At 34.0% G+C, this 14,642-nt stretch carries 13 protein-coding genes and 1 tRNA gene; 11 read left to right on the forward strand and 3 right to left on the reverse strand.

What is annotated here, in order from left to right:
• The first annotated feature begins 192 nt into the window (after nt 1-192).
• The 9 genes from IGJ32_RS05105 (at nt 193) to IGJ32_RS05145 (ending at nt 11,014) form a co-directional block, all read left to right on the forward strand.
• Nucleotides 193-1,731, forward strand: a complete 1,539-nt coding sequence (locus IGJ32_RS05105) for an ABC transporter permease/substrate-binding protein (RefSeq protein ID WP_207427548.1) — start codon at nt 193-195, stop codon at nt 1,729-1,731.
• Entirely contained in the window at nt 1,728-2,693 is a 966-nt protein-coding gene (locus tag IGJ32_RS05110) for an ABC transporter ATP-binding protein (RefSeq protein ID WP_088775651.1), read from the forward strand. Before IGJ32_RS05105 ends, IGJ32_RS05110 begins: the two co-directional genes overlap by 4 nt.
• Nucleotides 2,680-4,002 (forward strand): dihydrolipoyl dehydrogenase family protein, encoded by a 1,323-nt coding sequence (locus IGJ32_RS05115; RefSeq protein ID WP_342081952.1) that lies wholly within the window; start codon nt 2,680-2,682, stop codon nt 4,000-4,002. The genes IGJ32_RS05110 and IGJ32_RS05115 overlap by 14 nt, the downstream gene beginning before the upstream one ends.
• Before the next feature lie 391 nt (nt 4,003-4,393).
• A complete protein-coding gene (locus tag IGJ32_RS05120) occupies nt 4,394-5,878 on the forward strand; it encodes a helix-turn-helix domain-containing protein (RefSeq protein ID WP_034700342.1) in 1,485 nt (494 codons plus the stop codon).
• A gap of 381 nt (nt 5,879-6,259) precedes the next feature.
• Nucleotides 6,260-7,732 (forward strand): helix-turn-helix domain-containing protein, encoded by a 1,473-nt coding sequence (locus tag IGJ32_RS05125; protein ID WP_010719424.1) that lies wholly within the window; start codon nt 6,260-6,262, stop codon nt 7,730-7,732.
• Nucleotides 7,733-7,955: 223 nt separating this feature from the next.
• Nucleotides 7,956-8,318, forward strand: coding sequence for an LPXTG cell wall anchor domain-containing protein (locus IGJ32_RS05130; RefSeq protein WP_229445205.1), 363 nt, complete (start codon nt 7,956-7,958; stop codon nt 8,316-8,318).
• 55 nt (nt 8,319-8,373) lie between these two features.
• Nucleotides 8,374-9,003, forward strand: a complete 630-nt coding sequence (locus tag IGJ32_RS05135; RefSeq protein ID WP_010737408.1) for a hypothetical protein — start codon at nt 8,374-8,376, stop codon at nt 9,001-9,003.
• Between the two features lie 303 nt (nt 9,004-9,306).
• Nucleotides 9,307-9,813 carry a hypothetical protein gene (locus tag IGJ32_RS05140; RefSeq protein WP_010737409.1) on the forward strand — a complete coding sequence of 169 codons (507 nt, stop codon included), beginning with the start codon at nt 9,307-9,309 and terminating at the stop codon, nt 9,811-9,813.
• Nucleotides 9,814-10,195: 382 nt separating this feature from the next.
• The gene (locus IGJ32_RS05145; RefSeq protein WP_430610969.1) at nt 10,196-11,014 is read left to right on the forward strand and encodes a plasmid recombination protein; all 819 of its coding nucleotides are present in this window, start codon (nt 10,196-10,198) and stop codon (nt 11,012-11,014) included.
• Nucleotides 11,015-11,120: 106 nt separating this feature from the next.
• Here the strand turns inward: IGJ32_RS05145 and IGJ32_RS05150 are convergent, their stop codons facing one another.
• The 3 genes from IGJ32_RS05150 to IGJ32_RS05160 form a co-directional block, all read right to left on the reverse strand.
• The gene (locus IGJ32_RS05150; RefSeq protein ID WP_178306004.1) at nt 11,121-11,738 is read right to left on the reverse strand and encodes a LysM peptidoglycan-binding domain-containing protein; all 618 of its coding nucleotides are present in this window, start codon (nt 11,736-11,738) and stop codon (nt 11,121-11,123) included.
• Between the two features lie 355 nt (nt 11,739-12,093).
• Nucleotides 12,094-12,303, reverse strand: a complete 210-nt coding sequence (locus IGJ32_RS05155) for a DUF378 domain-containing protein (RefSeq protein WP_010719419.1) — start codon at nt 12,301-12,303, stop codon at nt 12,094-12,096.
• A gap of 623 nt (nt 12,304-12,926) precedes the next feature.
• Nucleotides 12,927-13,009: transfer RNA gene (locus IGJ32_RS05160), tRNA-Leu, on the reverse strand.
• A 68-nt stretch (nt 13,010-13,077) separates the two neighbouring features.
• On the opposite strand from IGJ32_RS05160, the gene IGJ32_RS05165 reads away from it, so the two are divergent.
• Both IGJ32_RS05165 and IGJ32_RS05170 read left to right on the forward strand, forming a co-directional pair.
• Complete coding sequence (locus tag IGJ32_RS05165) at nt 13,078-13,239, forward strand: hypothetical protein (protein WP_010719418.1); 162 nt, start codon at nt 13,078-13,080, stop codon at nt 13,237-13,239.
• Nucleotides 13,240-13,382: 143 nt separating this feature from the next.
• On the forward strand, nt 13,383-14,600 hold the full coding sequence (locus tag IGJ32_RS05170) for a pyridoxal phosphate-dependent aminotransferase (RefSeq protein WP_373169158.1): 1,218 nt from the start codon (nt 13,383-13,385) through the stop codon (nt 14,598-14,600).
• Nucleotides 14,601-14,642 lie beyond the last annotated feature (42 nt).

Below are 14,642 nucleotides of genomic sequence, written 5' to 3' on the forward strand. Positions count from 1 at the left end.
CTCTTTCTTTCCATTTTCTTTCCATTTATTGATTAAGGACTTCATTGCTAGTTTGAAGCATACTCTAAGAATTGCCGGGGTGTTGGGTTTACAAATGATGAAGTACGCATCTTTTTTGTTCTTTTCAGACAACTTAGTTGGGGATTTTTTCGTCTATGTTTATACTTAAATTAGAATGGAAAGGAAGATCCTATGAATAATTTTTTTCAAACGCTTGATGAGCGAAAAGGAGAATTGATCTCCGCAACATTTCAGCACTTATCAATTTCATTAATTGCCTTATTGATTGCGATTGTTATTGCAATCCCATTAGCTATTTGGGCAGTGAACCATAAAAAAATGGCAGAAGTATTGTTGCAGATAACCAGTGTTTTACAGACGATCCCATCTTTAGCTTTATTAGGATTGTTGATCCCCTTCGTTGGAATCGGAACAGTGCCAGCGTTGATTGCATTAGTGATCTATGCGTTATTACCAATTTTTCAAAATACGTATATCGGACTTAGTGAAATTGATCCATCCATTGAAGAAGCAGCAGTTGCTTTTGGTATGTCACGCATGAGACGGTTGATCAAAGTGGAATTGCCAATCGCATTACCTGTTATTATTTCAGGTATTCGGACAGCCCTTGTCTTGATCATTGGAACAGCAACGTTAGCAGCATTGATCGGTGCCGGTGGCTTAGGAACGTTTATCTTATTAGGAATTGATCGAAATACGCCAGTTTTGACTTTGATTGGTGCAATCAGTTCAGCTTTGTTAGCGATTATTTTCAGTAGTTTAATCAGACTTCTTCAACATTTGAAACCTCGATATACAGTTATCACTTTATTGCTTATCTTTTTGGGAATCGGCGGAATATCTTTGTATCAAAGCGGACTCTTTAAAGAAGATAAGGTGACAATTGCTGGGAAATTAGGTTCAGAACCAGATATTTTGATTCAAATGTATAAAGAATTAATTGAAGATAATTCAGATGTTGAAGTTGAATTAAAACCGAACTTCGGCAAAACCAGTTTTCTTTTTAGTGCATTGGAGAATCAACAGATCGATATTTATCCGGAATTTACAGGAACTGTTTTAGAAAGCTTAGTTAAAGTACCTGATGACTTAAAAAATAAAGAATTGAATGAAAAAGAAACCTATAATCAAGCGAATCGCTTATTAGGTGAACAATTTGAAATGACACTTCTTCAACCAATGGCGTATCAAAATACCTATGCTTTAGCGGTGAAGCGATCATTTGCCAAAGAAAATGGGCTAAAAACCATTTCTGATTTGGGAAAGATTGAAGATCAGATAAAAGCCGGTTTCACATTAGAATTTATTGATCGTTCGGATGGCTATAAAGGAATCCAAGAACTTTACAAGCTTAATTTTCCAAGTGTACAAAGTATGGAACCAAGTTTACGCTATCAAGCCATCGATAACGGAGATGTCAATGTAGTAGATGCTTATTCGACGGATAGTGATCTAAAACAATATGACCTTGTCACCTTAGAAGATGATCAGGGATTATTTCCAAATTATCAAGGAGCTCCTTTGATGACCAAAGCCTTTGCGAAGGAACATCCAGAAATCGTTGCAGCTCTAAACAAGCTCGCTGGCAAAATAACAGAATCTCAAATGATTGAAATGAATTATCAAGTGAATGTAGAAAAACAACAACCTGCGGAAGTAGCGCATGCATTCTTGGAAAAAGAAGGACTACTGAAGGAGGGGAATAAATGAATAATTTGATAGAATTCAAGCAAGTCCAAAAGAAATTTGGCGAAAAATATGCAATTAAAGAACTAAACTTATCGATTGAACAAGGGGAAATCTTTGTTTTGGTGGGTCCCTCTGGTAGCGGGAAGACGACCTCGCTTAAAATGATCAATGGTCTATCTCAGCCGAGCGCAGGGGAGATATTCTTCAAGGGTAAATCGTTAAAAGACTATGATTTACAAAAAATGCGGTGGAAAATGGGCTATGTTTTACAACAAATTGCGTTGTTTCCAACTATGACTGTCCAACAAAATATCGAAGTTATTCCAGAAATGCTAGGATGGGAAAGAAGAAAAAGAGAAAAAATAGCTGACCAATTACTTGAGAAAGTCGGACTTGATCCTACAATCTATCGAAATAGAATGCCACAGGAATTATCCGGTGGAGAGCAACAACGGATCGGTATCGTCCGTGCTTTGGCAGCTAGCCCAGAAGTTATTTTGATGGACGAACCATTTAGTGCTTTAGATCCTTTGTCTCGAGCTTCTTTACAAGACCTTGTACTTTCCTTACATCAAGAATTAGGCACAACGATCGTCTTTGTGACGCATAATATGGATGAAGCCATAAAATTAGGAGATCGGATCGCTGTCATGAAAGAGGGCGAATTAATTCAATGTGACCAACCCGACCAGTTGTTGACTCAGCCTAAAAATGAATTTGTACGGAGCTTTTTTGATGAAACGATTCAACAAAAACAACAAACAGTAAAAGAGCTGATCGTAGCTGACGATTACAGCAAAGGACTTCATCAAGCGGATTTTCCAGATGTTTACTTAAGTACACCGCTGACTGAAGTATTCGAATTATTGATCCAACATGAAGCAGTAAATATTCGAGAAAATGAGGAAAATCTAGGGGAGATTACAAGAAAAGATATCTTCACTTATTTATCTAGAAAGGAAAGGGAAAATGAAAGAATATGATGAAGTTGTGATTGGTTCTGGCGTAGCTGGTATGAGCGTGGCTTATGGGTTAAAAAAAGCAGGGAAGAACGTCTTGATCATCGAAGAAAATCTTTGGGGTGGTACTTGTCCTAATCGAGGATGTGACCCTAAAAAAATTCTACTAAATAGTGTGGAAGCAAGAAAACGAATTGAACAGTTGTTGGGTAAAGGATTCAGCGAAGTACCAACTGTTGATTGGCAAGAACTACAAGCATTTAAGCGCAGTTTTACAGATCCAGTTTCAAAGAATCGTCAAAAAGAATTAGCAGCAGCTGACATTGATTATCTAGCTGGAACAGCACGCTTTATCAATGAAAATACGATCATGGTAGGAGAAGAAAAAATTTCAGCTGAACATTTCATTCTTGCTACTGGTCAACGACCATCGATTTTACCTATTTATGGGAATGAATTTTTACAAACAAGTACTGACTTTTTATCATTAAGTGAATTGCCTCAGGACATTATTTTTATTGGTGCAGGCTATATTGCATTTGAATTAGCGATGATCGCTCATGCTTCAGGAAGCAATGTCACGATCGTTCACCATAATCAACGACCATTAAAAGCATTTGACGAACAATTGGTCAAACAATTAGTTAAACAAATGGAAGCAGCCGGGATTCGATTTGTTTTTGATTTTGAGTCACAGCGAATCATTCAAGAAGGAACGCACTATTCCTTGCAGTCAAACGATCAAGAACTACAAGCAGATGCGATTTTTTGTGCCACTGGAAGACAGCCAAATGTTGAGCGACTAGACCTGGAAAAGGCGAAGGTAGAAACAACGAAACATGGTGTTGTTGTAAATGACTATCTTCAAACGAGTAATCCAATGATTTTTGCTTGCGGGGATATCATCTCACGGACAGAGCCAAAATTAACGCCAGTTGCTACCTTTGAAGGAAATTATGTTGCAAACTATGTATTAGGAAATACTAAAGAAAAAATTAGTTACCCTTCCATCCCTACGATCGTTTTTACTAGTCCGAAATTGGCTCAGTTCGGGGTAACAAAAAAACAACTCACTGGACAAGAAGAAGTAGTAGAAATTGATATGACCAATTGGTTTACCTATCATCGTGTGAATGAACCACTTGCTAAATCCCAAATGATCTATGACAAAGCTGGGTATTTGATTGGTGCCAGTGTCCTTAGTGAACAGGCAGATGATTTAATCAATGATTTGAATTTATTAATCAGTCAACATACAAAAAAAGAAGAATTAGAGCAATGGATCATGGGTTATCCAACGGTAGCGAGTGATTTATCCTATTTATTGAAATAAAAAATACAGTGTATTGATTATGTAAAAAAACGATTAAATATAAAAAAATAAACGCTTAAATCTGTGGCTGAAAATGTCCTCGAATTTAGGCGTTTTTTCTATTGTAGTGAAAATGATAAAAAGATTATTTTAGTGAAAGGCTCTTTATGGAGTTCTCTAAAAGATCCGGTAGTAAATATTTTAATAATAGATATCTTGAGTGTTATTTTTATTAAAATATTACCTCGCAGAAAAGCACGAATCTTATAGGTTGATCACTACTTTTTTAATATTATTATACTTATATTTTAATGAAATGGTAGACATACTTATTTTCGTACATTAAAATTAATAATAGAGGAGAATAGAGAAAACAAAGCGTTTGTAAATTTTGAGGGATTAGGAGGGGAAAATGAAGCAATTACTAACGAAACAAAGTTTAAGACAGCTAGCACTCTTAGAGTTACTCTGGAGCAACGAATGGCTGACGATTGCAGAGATCGTCAAAAAAATAGGTGGGGTTGAAAAAACGATACGAACAGACATCAAACAACTGAATGAAATAATTGAACCTTTAAAAATAGAGACTTCGGTAAAATATGGCGTTTTTTTAAGTAAAGACTTAGGTGTTTCAAAATCATATGTTTATTCGCTTTTTTTACAAAAAAGTGTCGAATGTCAAATGTTGGAAATGATATTCATCAATCCCATGATGAAAAGAGGGGAACTATGCGATCAACTCTTTATTTCAGAAACACAACTCAATCGATTACATAATAAAATGAATATTTTAATGAAAAAATACGAAATAAAAATCACAAATGATTTGAAATTGATCGGTCACGAAAAAAATATCCGTAAACTTTTCTCTAGTTTGTTCTATGAAAAATACCTTTCACCCGATTTACTTTTTAAAACAGAAGAATTTCAACTGATTGATACAGTACTTGATATTTTTTATAAACAAAATAAAGAGAAGATGGTTATGGATGATCAACATCATTTTTTATTGAATAAAATGCGAATGAGATTATGGGTGGCTGCCTATCGTTGTAAATCTAGCTCATTCTTTAAACAAGAGGAAGATTATTTTAATTATTCTATGATTACTGGAGATCGAGAATTAAACAAAAGGTGGCAAGCTGTGTTTGGTATCGAACTATCAGAAGAAGTTTTGTTTAACCTGTTTGAGTATTTTCATGCTCCATTCAAATTAAATGAAAGATGCTTACAACTAGGGACTAGTCAATCGATCTTACAAACAAGACTGGAAAATCTGATTTTGGAAGTTAGCTATGAATTTAAGATTAATTGCCAGAACAAAACAGCTCTACTTCAGGCCGTTATGTGGCGGATATTTCGTACGATCGGTCCAACGCATATTTTAAATAACGTTGAAGAAGATTTTGTCTGCGAATTAATGAATGATCGACAAGATATCGTTTTAAATTTGAAAGCTAAATTCAGTGAAATATATGACGATCTAACCGTTCATTCTCTAGATAAAAAAAATATGATTTATCAATCCATTTATACTTTAGTTTCACAATGGTCTGAATTTCGTTCGGAAATACGTAAGCCAACGATTAAAATCCACGCTGCATTGCTATTAGATGCACCAGCCGGGCATTTAAAAATGCTAAAAGAAGAAATCGAATATCATTTTAGAAATACATATGAAGTTGATATTTTATTGCCAATAGCACAAAATTCTGTGAATCAGCTAAAACACTATGATTGTGTCCTAACCAATGGCTTTAATACTGGCGATCTAGGAGATGTGAAAATTATTGGCGTCCCTAATTATTTTGGAGAAGAATTTGTCAAAAAACTACATCATTTTTTGATCAACAAAAAGGAAGAATTACACGTTTTTAGAAAGAATATACTCATCTAAAAGCAAAACAAGTTGAATATACATATTGAGAAAGAGGCTGAACGATACAGTAACAATCATAGTAGTATTTCCGAATGAACATCCAAAGAGCAGTTATCGTTACATTAACTATAAAAAAAGTGAGCGTGCTATTTAGTGAAAACGATTCTGTTTGTTGCATAGATCTACCTAGTAAAGGGACCCGAGATGAATGATTGTCTTTGGTCTCCTATTTTTTTACTTTGCATCACGAACAACTCAATGGATCGTTGGAAAAAATAAAAGATTATGAAAGATATTTTACCAAGGGCTCGGTATATTAAGGTTATTTTTAAAGATTGGGATATGCTAAAAATAAAACAAGGAGTATTTATCTGTTAGGAGAGGAGAGATGTAATAGAAATGAGAGAAATATTAGACGGGCGTTTGAGACGCCAATTGAATATTTTAGAAATCCTTTGGAATACGGAATGGATTACGACTGCGGAATTAGCTGAAAAAATTGATAGTTCAGAAAAAACCATTCGAAATGATCTATCTCAAGTCAACGAAATGATTGAGCCTCTATCAATTGAAACTTCTTTTAGAGCAGGAATCATTTTAAAGAAAGATATCACAACGCCTAAGTCATTTATCTATTCAAAAATTCTTGAAAAGAGTCTAGAATACACATTACTGGAAACGATTTTCCTAGGAAAAGTTACTTCTAAAGAAGAGCTTAGTGATTTGCTTTATATTTCAGAAACTCAGGTATCAAGGGTAATTAATCGAATCAATCAAGAAATCCGGTTTTTCGATTTTCAAATTACCAATCAAATCAAAATTATCGGAAACGAAGGGAATATCAGAGACTTCTTTTCAGTATATTTTTCTGAGAAATATCATTTGCCCGAAAAATTGATACAAAAAGAAGAAAGAAATTTGATTTCAGAGATCATTGATATATTCATCAAAGAAAATACGATATGGGCAATTGTGAACAATGACCATCATTTATTTTTGGGAAATTTAAAATTTCAATTGTATGTCTGTTTTACACGATTGAAGCAAGGCTATCAATTAGAAGTTAACGAGATACCTTTTCATTTTACACATCTAATGAACGAAAAAAAACTAGTAGAAAAAATACATAATGTCTTTGGCATCAAAAGTGTAAAAGAAAATCTTCAGCAATTATTTTATGAATTCCATCAGCCAATTAATCCAATCGCTCGCTTTCATTCAGAAGGAGTTGAAATCGATTCGGTCTCAATAAAGAAACAGATCGGCTATGTGATTACTTTGCTGGAAGAACGTTTTGGATTACTTTGCGAGAATCGAGATAAGTTGATTCATGATATTTATTGGACGACCATGAGTTCGGTGCGACCTACTTATATTTTATACAATAAAAAAACGGATTTTTTTGAAAATACGTTGAAGGTAAGTCCTGAGTTAGTTACCGCATTAAGAGATGAATTTTTTGATATTTACTTTTCTCTTGGTAATCCATTTTTATCTTACTTAGATGAAATGATCCAGCAATCCATCTTCAAATTATTAACTTCTTGGTCTGAACTATGGGTACGCGTGAGAGAAAGTAAAGCAAGTATCAATGTAGCACTTTTATTGGATAGCTCTTACGATCATATGCGGATGCTCAAAGAGGAAATTCAATTTTATTTTAGACATAATATCAAAATTGAGATACTCGATCCTACTACTCAAATACAAAAGGGCTATTTACAAAAGTTCGATTGCCTTTTAACAGATGTATATTCGCCTGACCATTTCGGTATTCCAACGATTGGGATGTCTAGTTATTTTGATGAAGATATCATTAATAAATTAGTTGATTATTACCATATAAAAGTTAATTCCAGTATGGATAGTTAGTTTGCACTATGACTATAAATTTCGGAAAAGTTACCGCTTATCAACTGATATGGCTAAAAATTAAGTATTATTTTTTAGATGTTCTAAGCTAATCATCTTTTTGTTACATAACAATTACTAATGGAAAAGGTATTTACCAATCTATCGGTAAAACTTGGTTTTCATTCTATTTTATTTTTACGGATAATATTATTGTGGAGGTTGCGTCGTTAAAGTATTGGAGGTGAAGAGCGAAATAAAAAGAGTGATGTATTATTTGATAGGTGTTTTAATGGTTAGTCTTTTCATTACAACAAACTGTCATGCACAAACCACAAATGAACAAACGATTCAAGTTGAAGCAATAATAGGAGTATGGGATGCGGACGCAGATGCCAGTACAATTGATAACGTAAGTGACGCAGGAACCAAAGAAAAAGCAACTATAACGATCACACCATCTGATTCAGGTTCTTCAAAAAAAGTGAGACTTCCACAAACTGGTGAACAATTGAGCGTTTATATGATGTTACTTGGAACAATTGTATCCCTTTTCTCAACGGTTATGTTGATTGAGCTCAATCGAGAAAAAAACTATATCATGTAATTTTATTTTTATGGAAATGTTGTGAGACGTTTTCAGCGAGGAGAGAGACAGAATAATGAAGAAGTTGACAAATGTGTTACTAGTATCATCTATTTTATTAGGTGGATTTGGAATTGGAACAATGAATGCAAGTGCAGAAACAGTTAAAGATAATGAATTAGGCTGGATTCCTGGATTAAGTGACCCTGAGGATGACAGCGCAACTATTCAAGGAAAAGATAATGCACAAATTGGAGTGGATGGCTGGATTGGTCCATGGGATCCGGTCGGACCGGAAGATGTATCTTATGTTGACATCACTGTACCTACAAAAGTACGTTATGCAAATGCGGTAACAGATGATGGCCAGCCACTTCCTAATATCTTATCACCTATTTATACCGTAACAAATAATTCTAGTGCACGTAGAGTCAAGATTGAAATATCAAAATTTGAAGAAAAAAGTCAATCGGGTGTAAGACAAGATTTATACTTTACGCCAACAAATGAAGCGGGCGTCCGTTTACAAAGTGTTGCGGGTCAATTTCTTAATAGCCCTACTTATTTAACAGAATTAGATAAATCTTCATCTAAAACGTTAAAATTCGAAGGAAAAATCGCTGAAGGATTTAAAGAAAATCAAGTGGTTAGACCAAGTTACGAAATAACGTTTAATTTCACTGCTTTAAAAGATACTGAATCATAAAAAAGCATGATTTGTTTCATTTATATCATATATTATTGGAATTCCCAGCAGAATAAACAGGGAATTTCGCACATAGTAACAATGACATGATTGTCTTAGAATACCATTTAGCAGGATTCCAAATAGTTGGAGTTCTGCTAATCATTGAAAGTATAAACTGTTGGAACGAAAGAAACTAGTTGATCAACAAAAAAACTTGTGGATTGTTTGAAAAAAATAAAAGTAAATGCTTAACGAATGATTTTTTTATCCATCTGGTTGAGACGATTTGTTTTTGATTTTATCAGAAAGGGAGATTTTTAAATGGCACATAAAGCAAAACAAAGAAAAAAAAGCACATATATCCTGATAACCTTCTCTGTAGTACTTTTGATATTGGGGATCAGTGGATACTTCTATTTTAATCAATCTCCCCCTCAAGTCGTTACAGGATTGCCAGATTTTGATGAGAACATCACTCAGTTGAATAATGGCGAATTATTAAAAAAGATGCAGGAAGAAGTCGATAAAGACAATGTTCGGATTGTATTGAAGCATGAAATCGAATTAAATAAAGAGGGAAAAGCCCACGTGGATGTACGTAATGTGGGTGTCAACTCCTATAATATACAAGTAGAATACTATTTAGCATCTAATCAAAAAAAATTATATGTTTCAGGATTGATTCCACCCAACAATGGGATTGAATCGGTTGCTTTCAAGAATATGCCTTCCTCGGGTACGCATGGCATAAAGATATATTATAAAGTATATGATGAAAAAGAACTAATCAATACAACAACCATTGATGGAACACTCCGTATTGATTAACGAATCATAGCTAGCATAATAAAAAATAGTTATTTAGAGGCGGGCCAAAGCTTGCTTTATTATCTTAGTTCACTCGAAAATTCACGAAGTAGGTTTTGTTTTAACTGGTTTACTTGGGATCCTTTAAAGAGGGTCCTTTTTTATTTCACTAAAAGTACATAATTACCAAGAAATAGGAATTTTTCGGTTTGTTTTTTCGGATAGAATTAACTAAACTTTAGATGAAAACGTTGTTTATTTACTTGTTTGAAAGATTCACATAGTAAGAAGAAAGTAAGGAGGCAGAACTATTAAATCAATCAAATTAGAAAAAACGGATTATCGATTTTATGAATTAGAACAAGTCCAAAGACATAATCAAAGAGAAATAGTTGAATCAAGTATTGTACAACCAGATAAAACATCTTTAAATTATGATGTTTTAAATAAGAAATTTATTGACTATAAAAAGATCATTAGAAAATATTTGACCCATTTATCTTCAACAAAATCGATTCATTCTAATTGGACAATATTAATTGAATGGCGAATCATCTTTAAAGAATCGGCATTAAAAAAATTATCAGTAAGAGAAACAAAACTATTTTTTTTACAAATTGTTCAAACCTTTCAAAAACTATACGGTCTATCGAATATCATTTATGCACATGTTCATTTTGATGAAGAGAAACCACACTTACATATTGGCCTAATACCCATGAAAGAAGGACGTCTCAATTCTGCTTATATTATGTCCAAATATAAAAACTGTGAAATAGAAACAGAATTACTCAAAAAGTTAGAAGCAGTTCTTCAACAAAATAAGACATCCATCTATCGAAAAAAATCGACAAATGATCATAGGAAAGAACAATTGAATGCTGAGTATCAGGAATACAAAGAACTGTATACTAAATTACTTCACCACTCGTTGTTGCCTTCTGAGGTGGGGATGAAGAAACCAGGAAGAGAAACAGACAACTACTCAAATCATATGACAGACGAAAAGAGTAAAACAATAGACGAATTACATAAAGAAAACAATTATTTGAATTCATTAGTGAAACGATTGAAAGCAGAGAACAACTATTTATTGAACGTCATGAAAGAAACAAAAAATAATTTTGAGCAGTTAGATAAACACAACTGTTCAAGAAAAACGATGAACGAACCACCATTTGCCAAACTGGAATTAGAAAATCGAAATTACCAAAAAAATTGACAGAAAGGATACCATTTCTGCCAATTTTTTTCATTTACGCTTTGCTTAGTAAAAAAAACGAAGATCCTAAAGAGGGACCTTCGCTTTTTAAACAAGCTATTTTATATTAGTACCAACCGTTTGCTTCCCAGAAAGATTTAGCTGCTTCCCATGAGCCGTAACGAGAAGATACGTATTGTTCAGCAACTCGTTCTTGGTTTGCTGCTGAATAGTCACCATTTAAGTAAGAAGAATCTAATTGGTAACGTCCGATGTAACGACCGTTTGTTGCTGTATAAGAACCGCTAGATTCTTTTTGAGCGATCCATTCTTTCGCTGAGCTTGTGTTTGTTGTTGTTGGTGTTGCTTGTGCCGCTGTTTGCGTTGCTTGAGCAACTGGTTGGGCAGGTGCTGCTTGTTGAACTGGTTCTTGCTTCACTGGTTGTTCAGCCACTGTTTTTGTTTGAGCAGGCGCTTGGTAAGCTGTTTGTGTTGTTGCTGCTTGTTCGCCTGTTGGGATTGTTAATTGTTGACCTGAATAAATCAAGTTGATGTTTGAGATTGAATTTTTTTCTGCAATAGTTTGGATCAAGGAGTTATCACCAACGTATTTTTGAGAAATCGTTGATAGCGTATCACCTGATTGAACGGTATAAGCTTCGTCCGCATGTGCAGATGTTCCCATAAAGAATAGTGCGCCGGCAGTCAAAGTTGTTCCTAATAGTAATGTTTTAAGTGATTTCATGTAAAAGCTCCTTCGTAAATTTAAAAATAGTTTTGTTGTGACCAACGAGGAATACTTTACCACGGGGATATATTTCATAGGTAATAGCTTTATGACAAATCTACCTTTTTTGTAATATTTGAAGTAACATATGTAATCGAAAGCGATTTCTTTGTCGTAAAATCAAGCATAATGTCTCTGAAAAGAGTAGCTCTCTAGTTATTAAGAAAAGGTTAATCTCACGTTTTTCTGTAGAAAAAATCTCTCTTTTGTCTTGAATAACGCTTACATGAATATAAATAAAAACAGTCATGAGCATACAAACTAACGCTCATGACTGCTTTATTTATATTAGGAACAGAGGATAATTAAAAAATTATCGTTCTACTCTATTTGTAATAAGTGGAAAGAATTTCAAACAATAAATAGCACAAATTCCTACGATAATATAGATCGCTTTAGCTAGAATTGTCGTAGATCCACCTGCAATAGTAGCAACTAAATCAAATTCTAATAAACCAACCAATAACCAATTTAATCCACCAACGATCAATAATGTTAAAGCAATAATGTCTAAAGTTTTCATTTGTTATTTCTCCTCTCCATATTTGACATACTCTAATTATAAACTAATTTTTATATTAGTACTAAAATACTGCTTAAGCTTATAAAATAAGGTTATAAGCTGGTAATGTCATCTTTATTTATAAGAATACGAGTTTGATGATGAGAAAAAAATGAAATATATAGGTCAAGAAAGAGAAATGTCCAATGAAAAGCAAAAGGATTCAAGAACTGTAAACAAGCGTTACACTATTTAAAAGAATCGATTGAATAAGCGTTCAATTATGGTTCCTAATATTCATCGTTCTCATAATTCTTTTACAGTATAGGTCATAGGTTGTAAGTATAAAAAATGATCAAGATGGGCAAAATAGAAGGCATGCAGATAAAACAATACTGATTTCATTGCTTAATCGTAATAAGGAGAAATAATCAAAAAAGCTATCTTATGAAACATAAGAAGGAACTGTCCATGGTAATCATTAGCAGTAAATTAACAGGAAGAGTAAAATAGAAAGAAGAATTAATGCGTAAAATTATCAGAAGTCAGGTCGTTTAGTATAACGAACAGTAAGTTTATTAATAAGACGTGAATAAGAAAACAAAAAAACGTAGAGCACGGAATGCTCTACGACTAGTCATTGATGCAGACGATGGGATTTGAACCCACACGAGCGTACGCTCACAAGACCCTCAATCTTGCATGTCTGCCGTTCCATCACGTCTGCGTATAATAACAATAAATTAATGATAGCGAGTATTTCCGCAGATGTCAAGATGAAAAGGGAGAGAAAAAGTGGAAAAATATGATGGGGAGTTTTCTATCTTAGGAATGAGTGTGGGGCTAATTCTTGGTATTGTATTGAAAGATTTGTCTGCCGGAATTTTTTTGGGTGTTATTTGCGGAATTGCTATGGACTGGGGCGCGAATTTATTCAATGAATATCGACGGAAATGAGTTTGAAAACTAACTAAAATTTCTTATGGTTTTACTTAAAATTGTGGTAAATTTTAGAGGGATAGAGTATGATATTGAAAATAAGTAAAAAATAAAAAATCAGAAATTTCTGTTTATTTTGAAATGAGGGATTGGATAGCGTTATGAGAGAATTTGAAAAATCCAATAAACTAGAAGGCGTAAGCTACGACGTACGTGGACCTGTGTTAGAAGAAGCCGAACGTATGCAAGAAGAAGGGATCAGTATTTTAAAGTTAAATACTGGAAATCCTGCCCCCTTTGGATTTGAAGCGCCAAATGAAGTGATACGTGATTTGATTATGAATGCACGAGATTCAGAAGGCTATTCTGATTCTAAAGGCATTTTTTCAGCAAGAAAAGCGATTGAACAATATTGTCAAATCAAAAAGTTCCCCAATGTGACGATCAACGACATTTATACAGGGAATGGAGTCAGCGAACTGATCACAATGTGTATGCAAGGTCTACTTGATAATGGGGATGAGGTTTTAGTTCCGATGCCTGATTATCCATTATGGACGGCTTCAGTATCACTGGCTGGTGGAAAACCTGTTCATTATATATGTGACGAACAAGCAGAATGGTATCCTGATATTGATGACATTAAATCAAAAATAACGAGTAGAACAAAAGCAATCGTGATCATCAACCCAAATAATCCAACTGGAGCATTGTATCCAAAAGAGATTTTAGAGCAAATCGTGGAGATTGCTCGTCAAAATCAATTGATTATTTATTCTGATGAAATTTATGATCGTTTAGTCATGGATGGTTTAGAACATATTCCAATCGCTACCTTGGCACCAGATTTATTTGTCGTGACGTTGAATGGTTTATCTAAATCCCATCGTGTTGCAGGATTTCGTGTTGGTTGGATGGTGTTGAGTGGAGATAAATCACATGTTAAAGGCTATATTGAAGGATTGAACATGCTTTCTTCGATGCGTCTTTGTTCCAATGTATTGTCTCAGCAAATCATTCAGACGGCATTAGGTGGTTATCAAAGTGTGGATGAATTATTATTACCTGGTGGGCGTATTTATGAGCAACGAGAATTTATTTACAATGCCATTAATGACATTCCCGGCCTTTCTGCAGTAAAACCTAAAGCAGCGTTTTACATTTTTCCTAAGATTGATACGAAGCGTTTCAATATTTTAGATGACGAAAAGTTTGTTTTAGATTTCCTACATGAACATCATATCTTGCTGGTTCATGGTGGGGGATTTAATTGGCATCAACCGGATCATTTTAGAATCGTTTATTTACCAAAGATGGATGATCTGAAAACGACTGCTGTCAAAATGCGTGAATTTTTATCGACTTACCGACAAGAATAGCCTGTCATGGATGTTTTTACTCAAAAGAGCCGAACTCAAGTT

The sequence above is a fragment of the Enterococcus sp. DIV1639a genome, assembly GCF_050530445.1.
Classification (GTDB): Bacteria; Bacillota; Bacilli; order Lactobacillales; family Enterococcaceae; genus Enterococcus_B; species Enterococcus_B hirae.

Excerpts from the sequence above, each read along its gene's own strand:
- IGJ32_RS05105 (WP_207427548.1), top strand. The coding sequence starts at position 193 with ATGAATAATTTTTTTCAAACGCTTGATGAGCGAAAAGGAGAATTGATC.
- IGJ32_RS05110 (WP_088775651.1), top strand. The coding sequence starts at position 1,728 with ATGAATAATTTGATAGAATTCAAGCAAGTCCAAAAGAAATTTGGCGAA.
- IGJ32_RS05115 (WP_342081952.1), top strand. The coding sequence starts at position 2,680 with ATGAAAGAATATGATGAAGTTGTGATTGGTTCTGGCGTAGCTGGTATG.
- IGJ32_RS05120 (WP_034700342.1), top strand. The coding sequence starts at position 4,394 with ATGAAGCAATTACTAACGAAACAAAGTTTAAGACAGCTAGCACTCTTA.
- IGJ32_RS05125 (WP_010719424.1), top strand. The coding sequence starts at position 6,260 with ATGAGAGAAATATTAGACGGGCGTTTGAGACGCCAATTGAATATTTTA.
- IGJ32_RS05135 (WP_010737408.1), top strand. The coding sequence starts at position 8,374 with ATGAAGAAGTTGACAAATGTGTTACTAGTATCATCTATTTTATTAGGT.
- IGJ32_RS05140 (WP_010737409.1), top strand. The coding sequence starts at position 9,307 with ATGGCACATAAAGCAAAACAAAGAAAAAAAAGCACATATATCCTGATA.
- IGJ32_RS05150 (WP_178306004.1), bottom strand. The coding sequence starts at position 11,738 with ATGAAATCACTTAAAACATTACTATTAGGAACAACTTTGACTGCCGGC.
- IGJ32_RS05155 (WP_010719419.1), bottom strand. The coding sequence starts at position 12,303 with ATGAAAACTTTAGACATTATTGCTTTAACATTATTGATCGTTGGTGGA.
- IGJ32_RS05170 (WP_373169158.1), top strand. The coding sequence starts at position 13,383 with ATGAGAGAATTTGAAAAATCCAATAAACTAGAAGGCGTAAGCTACGAC.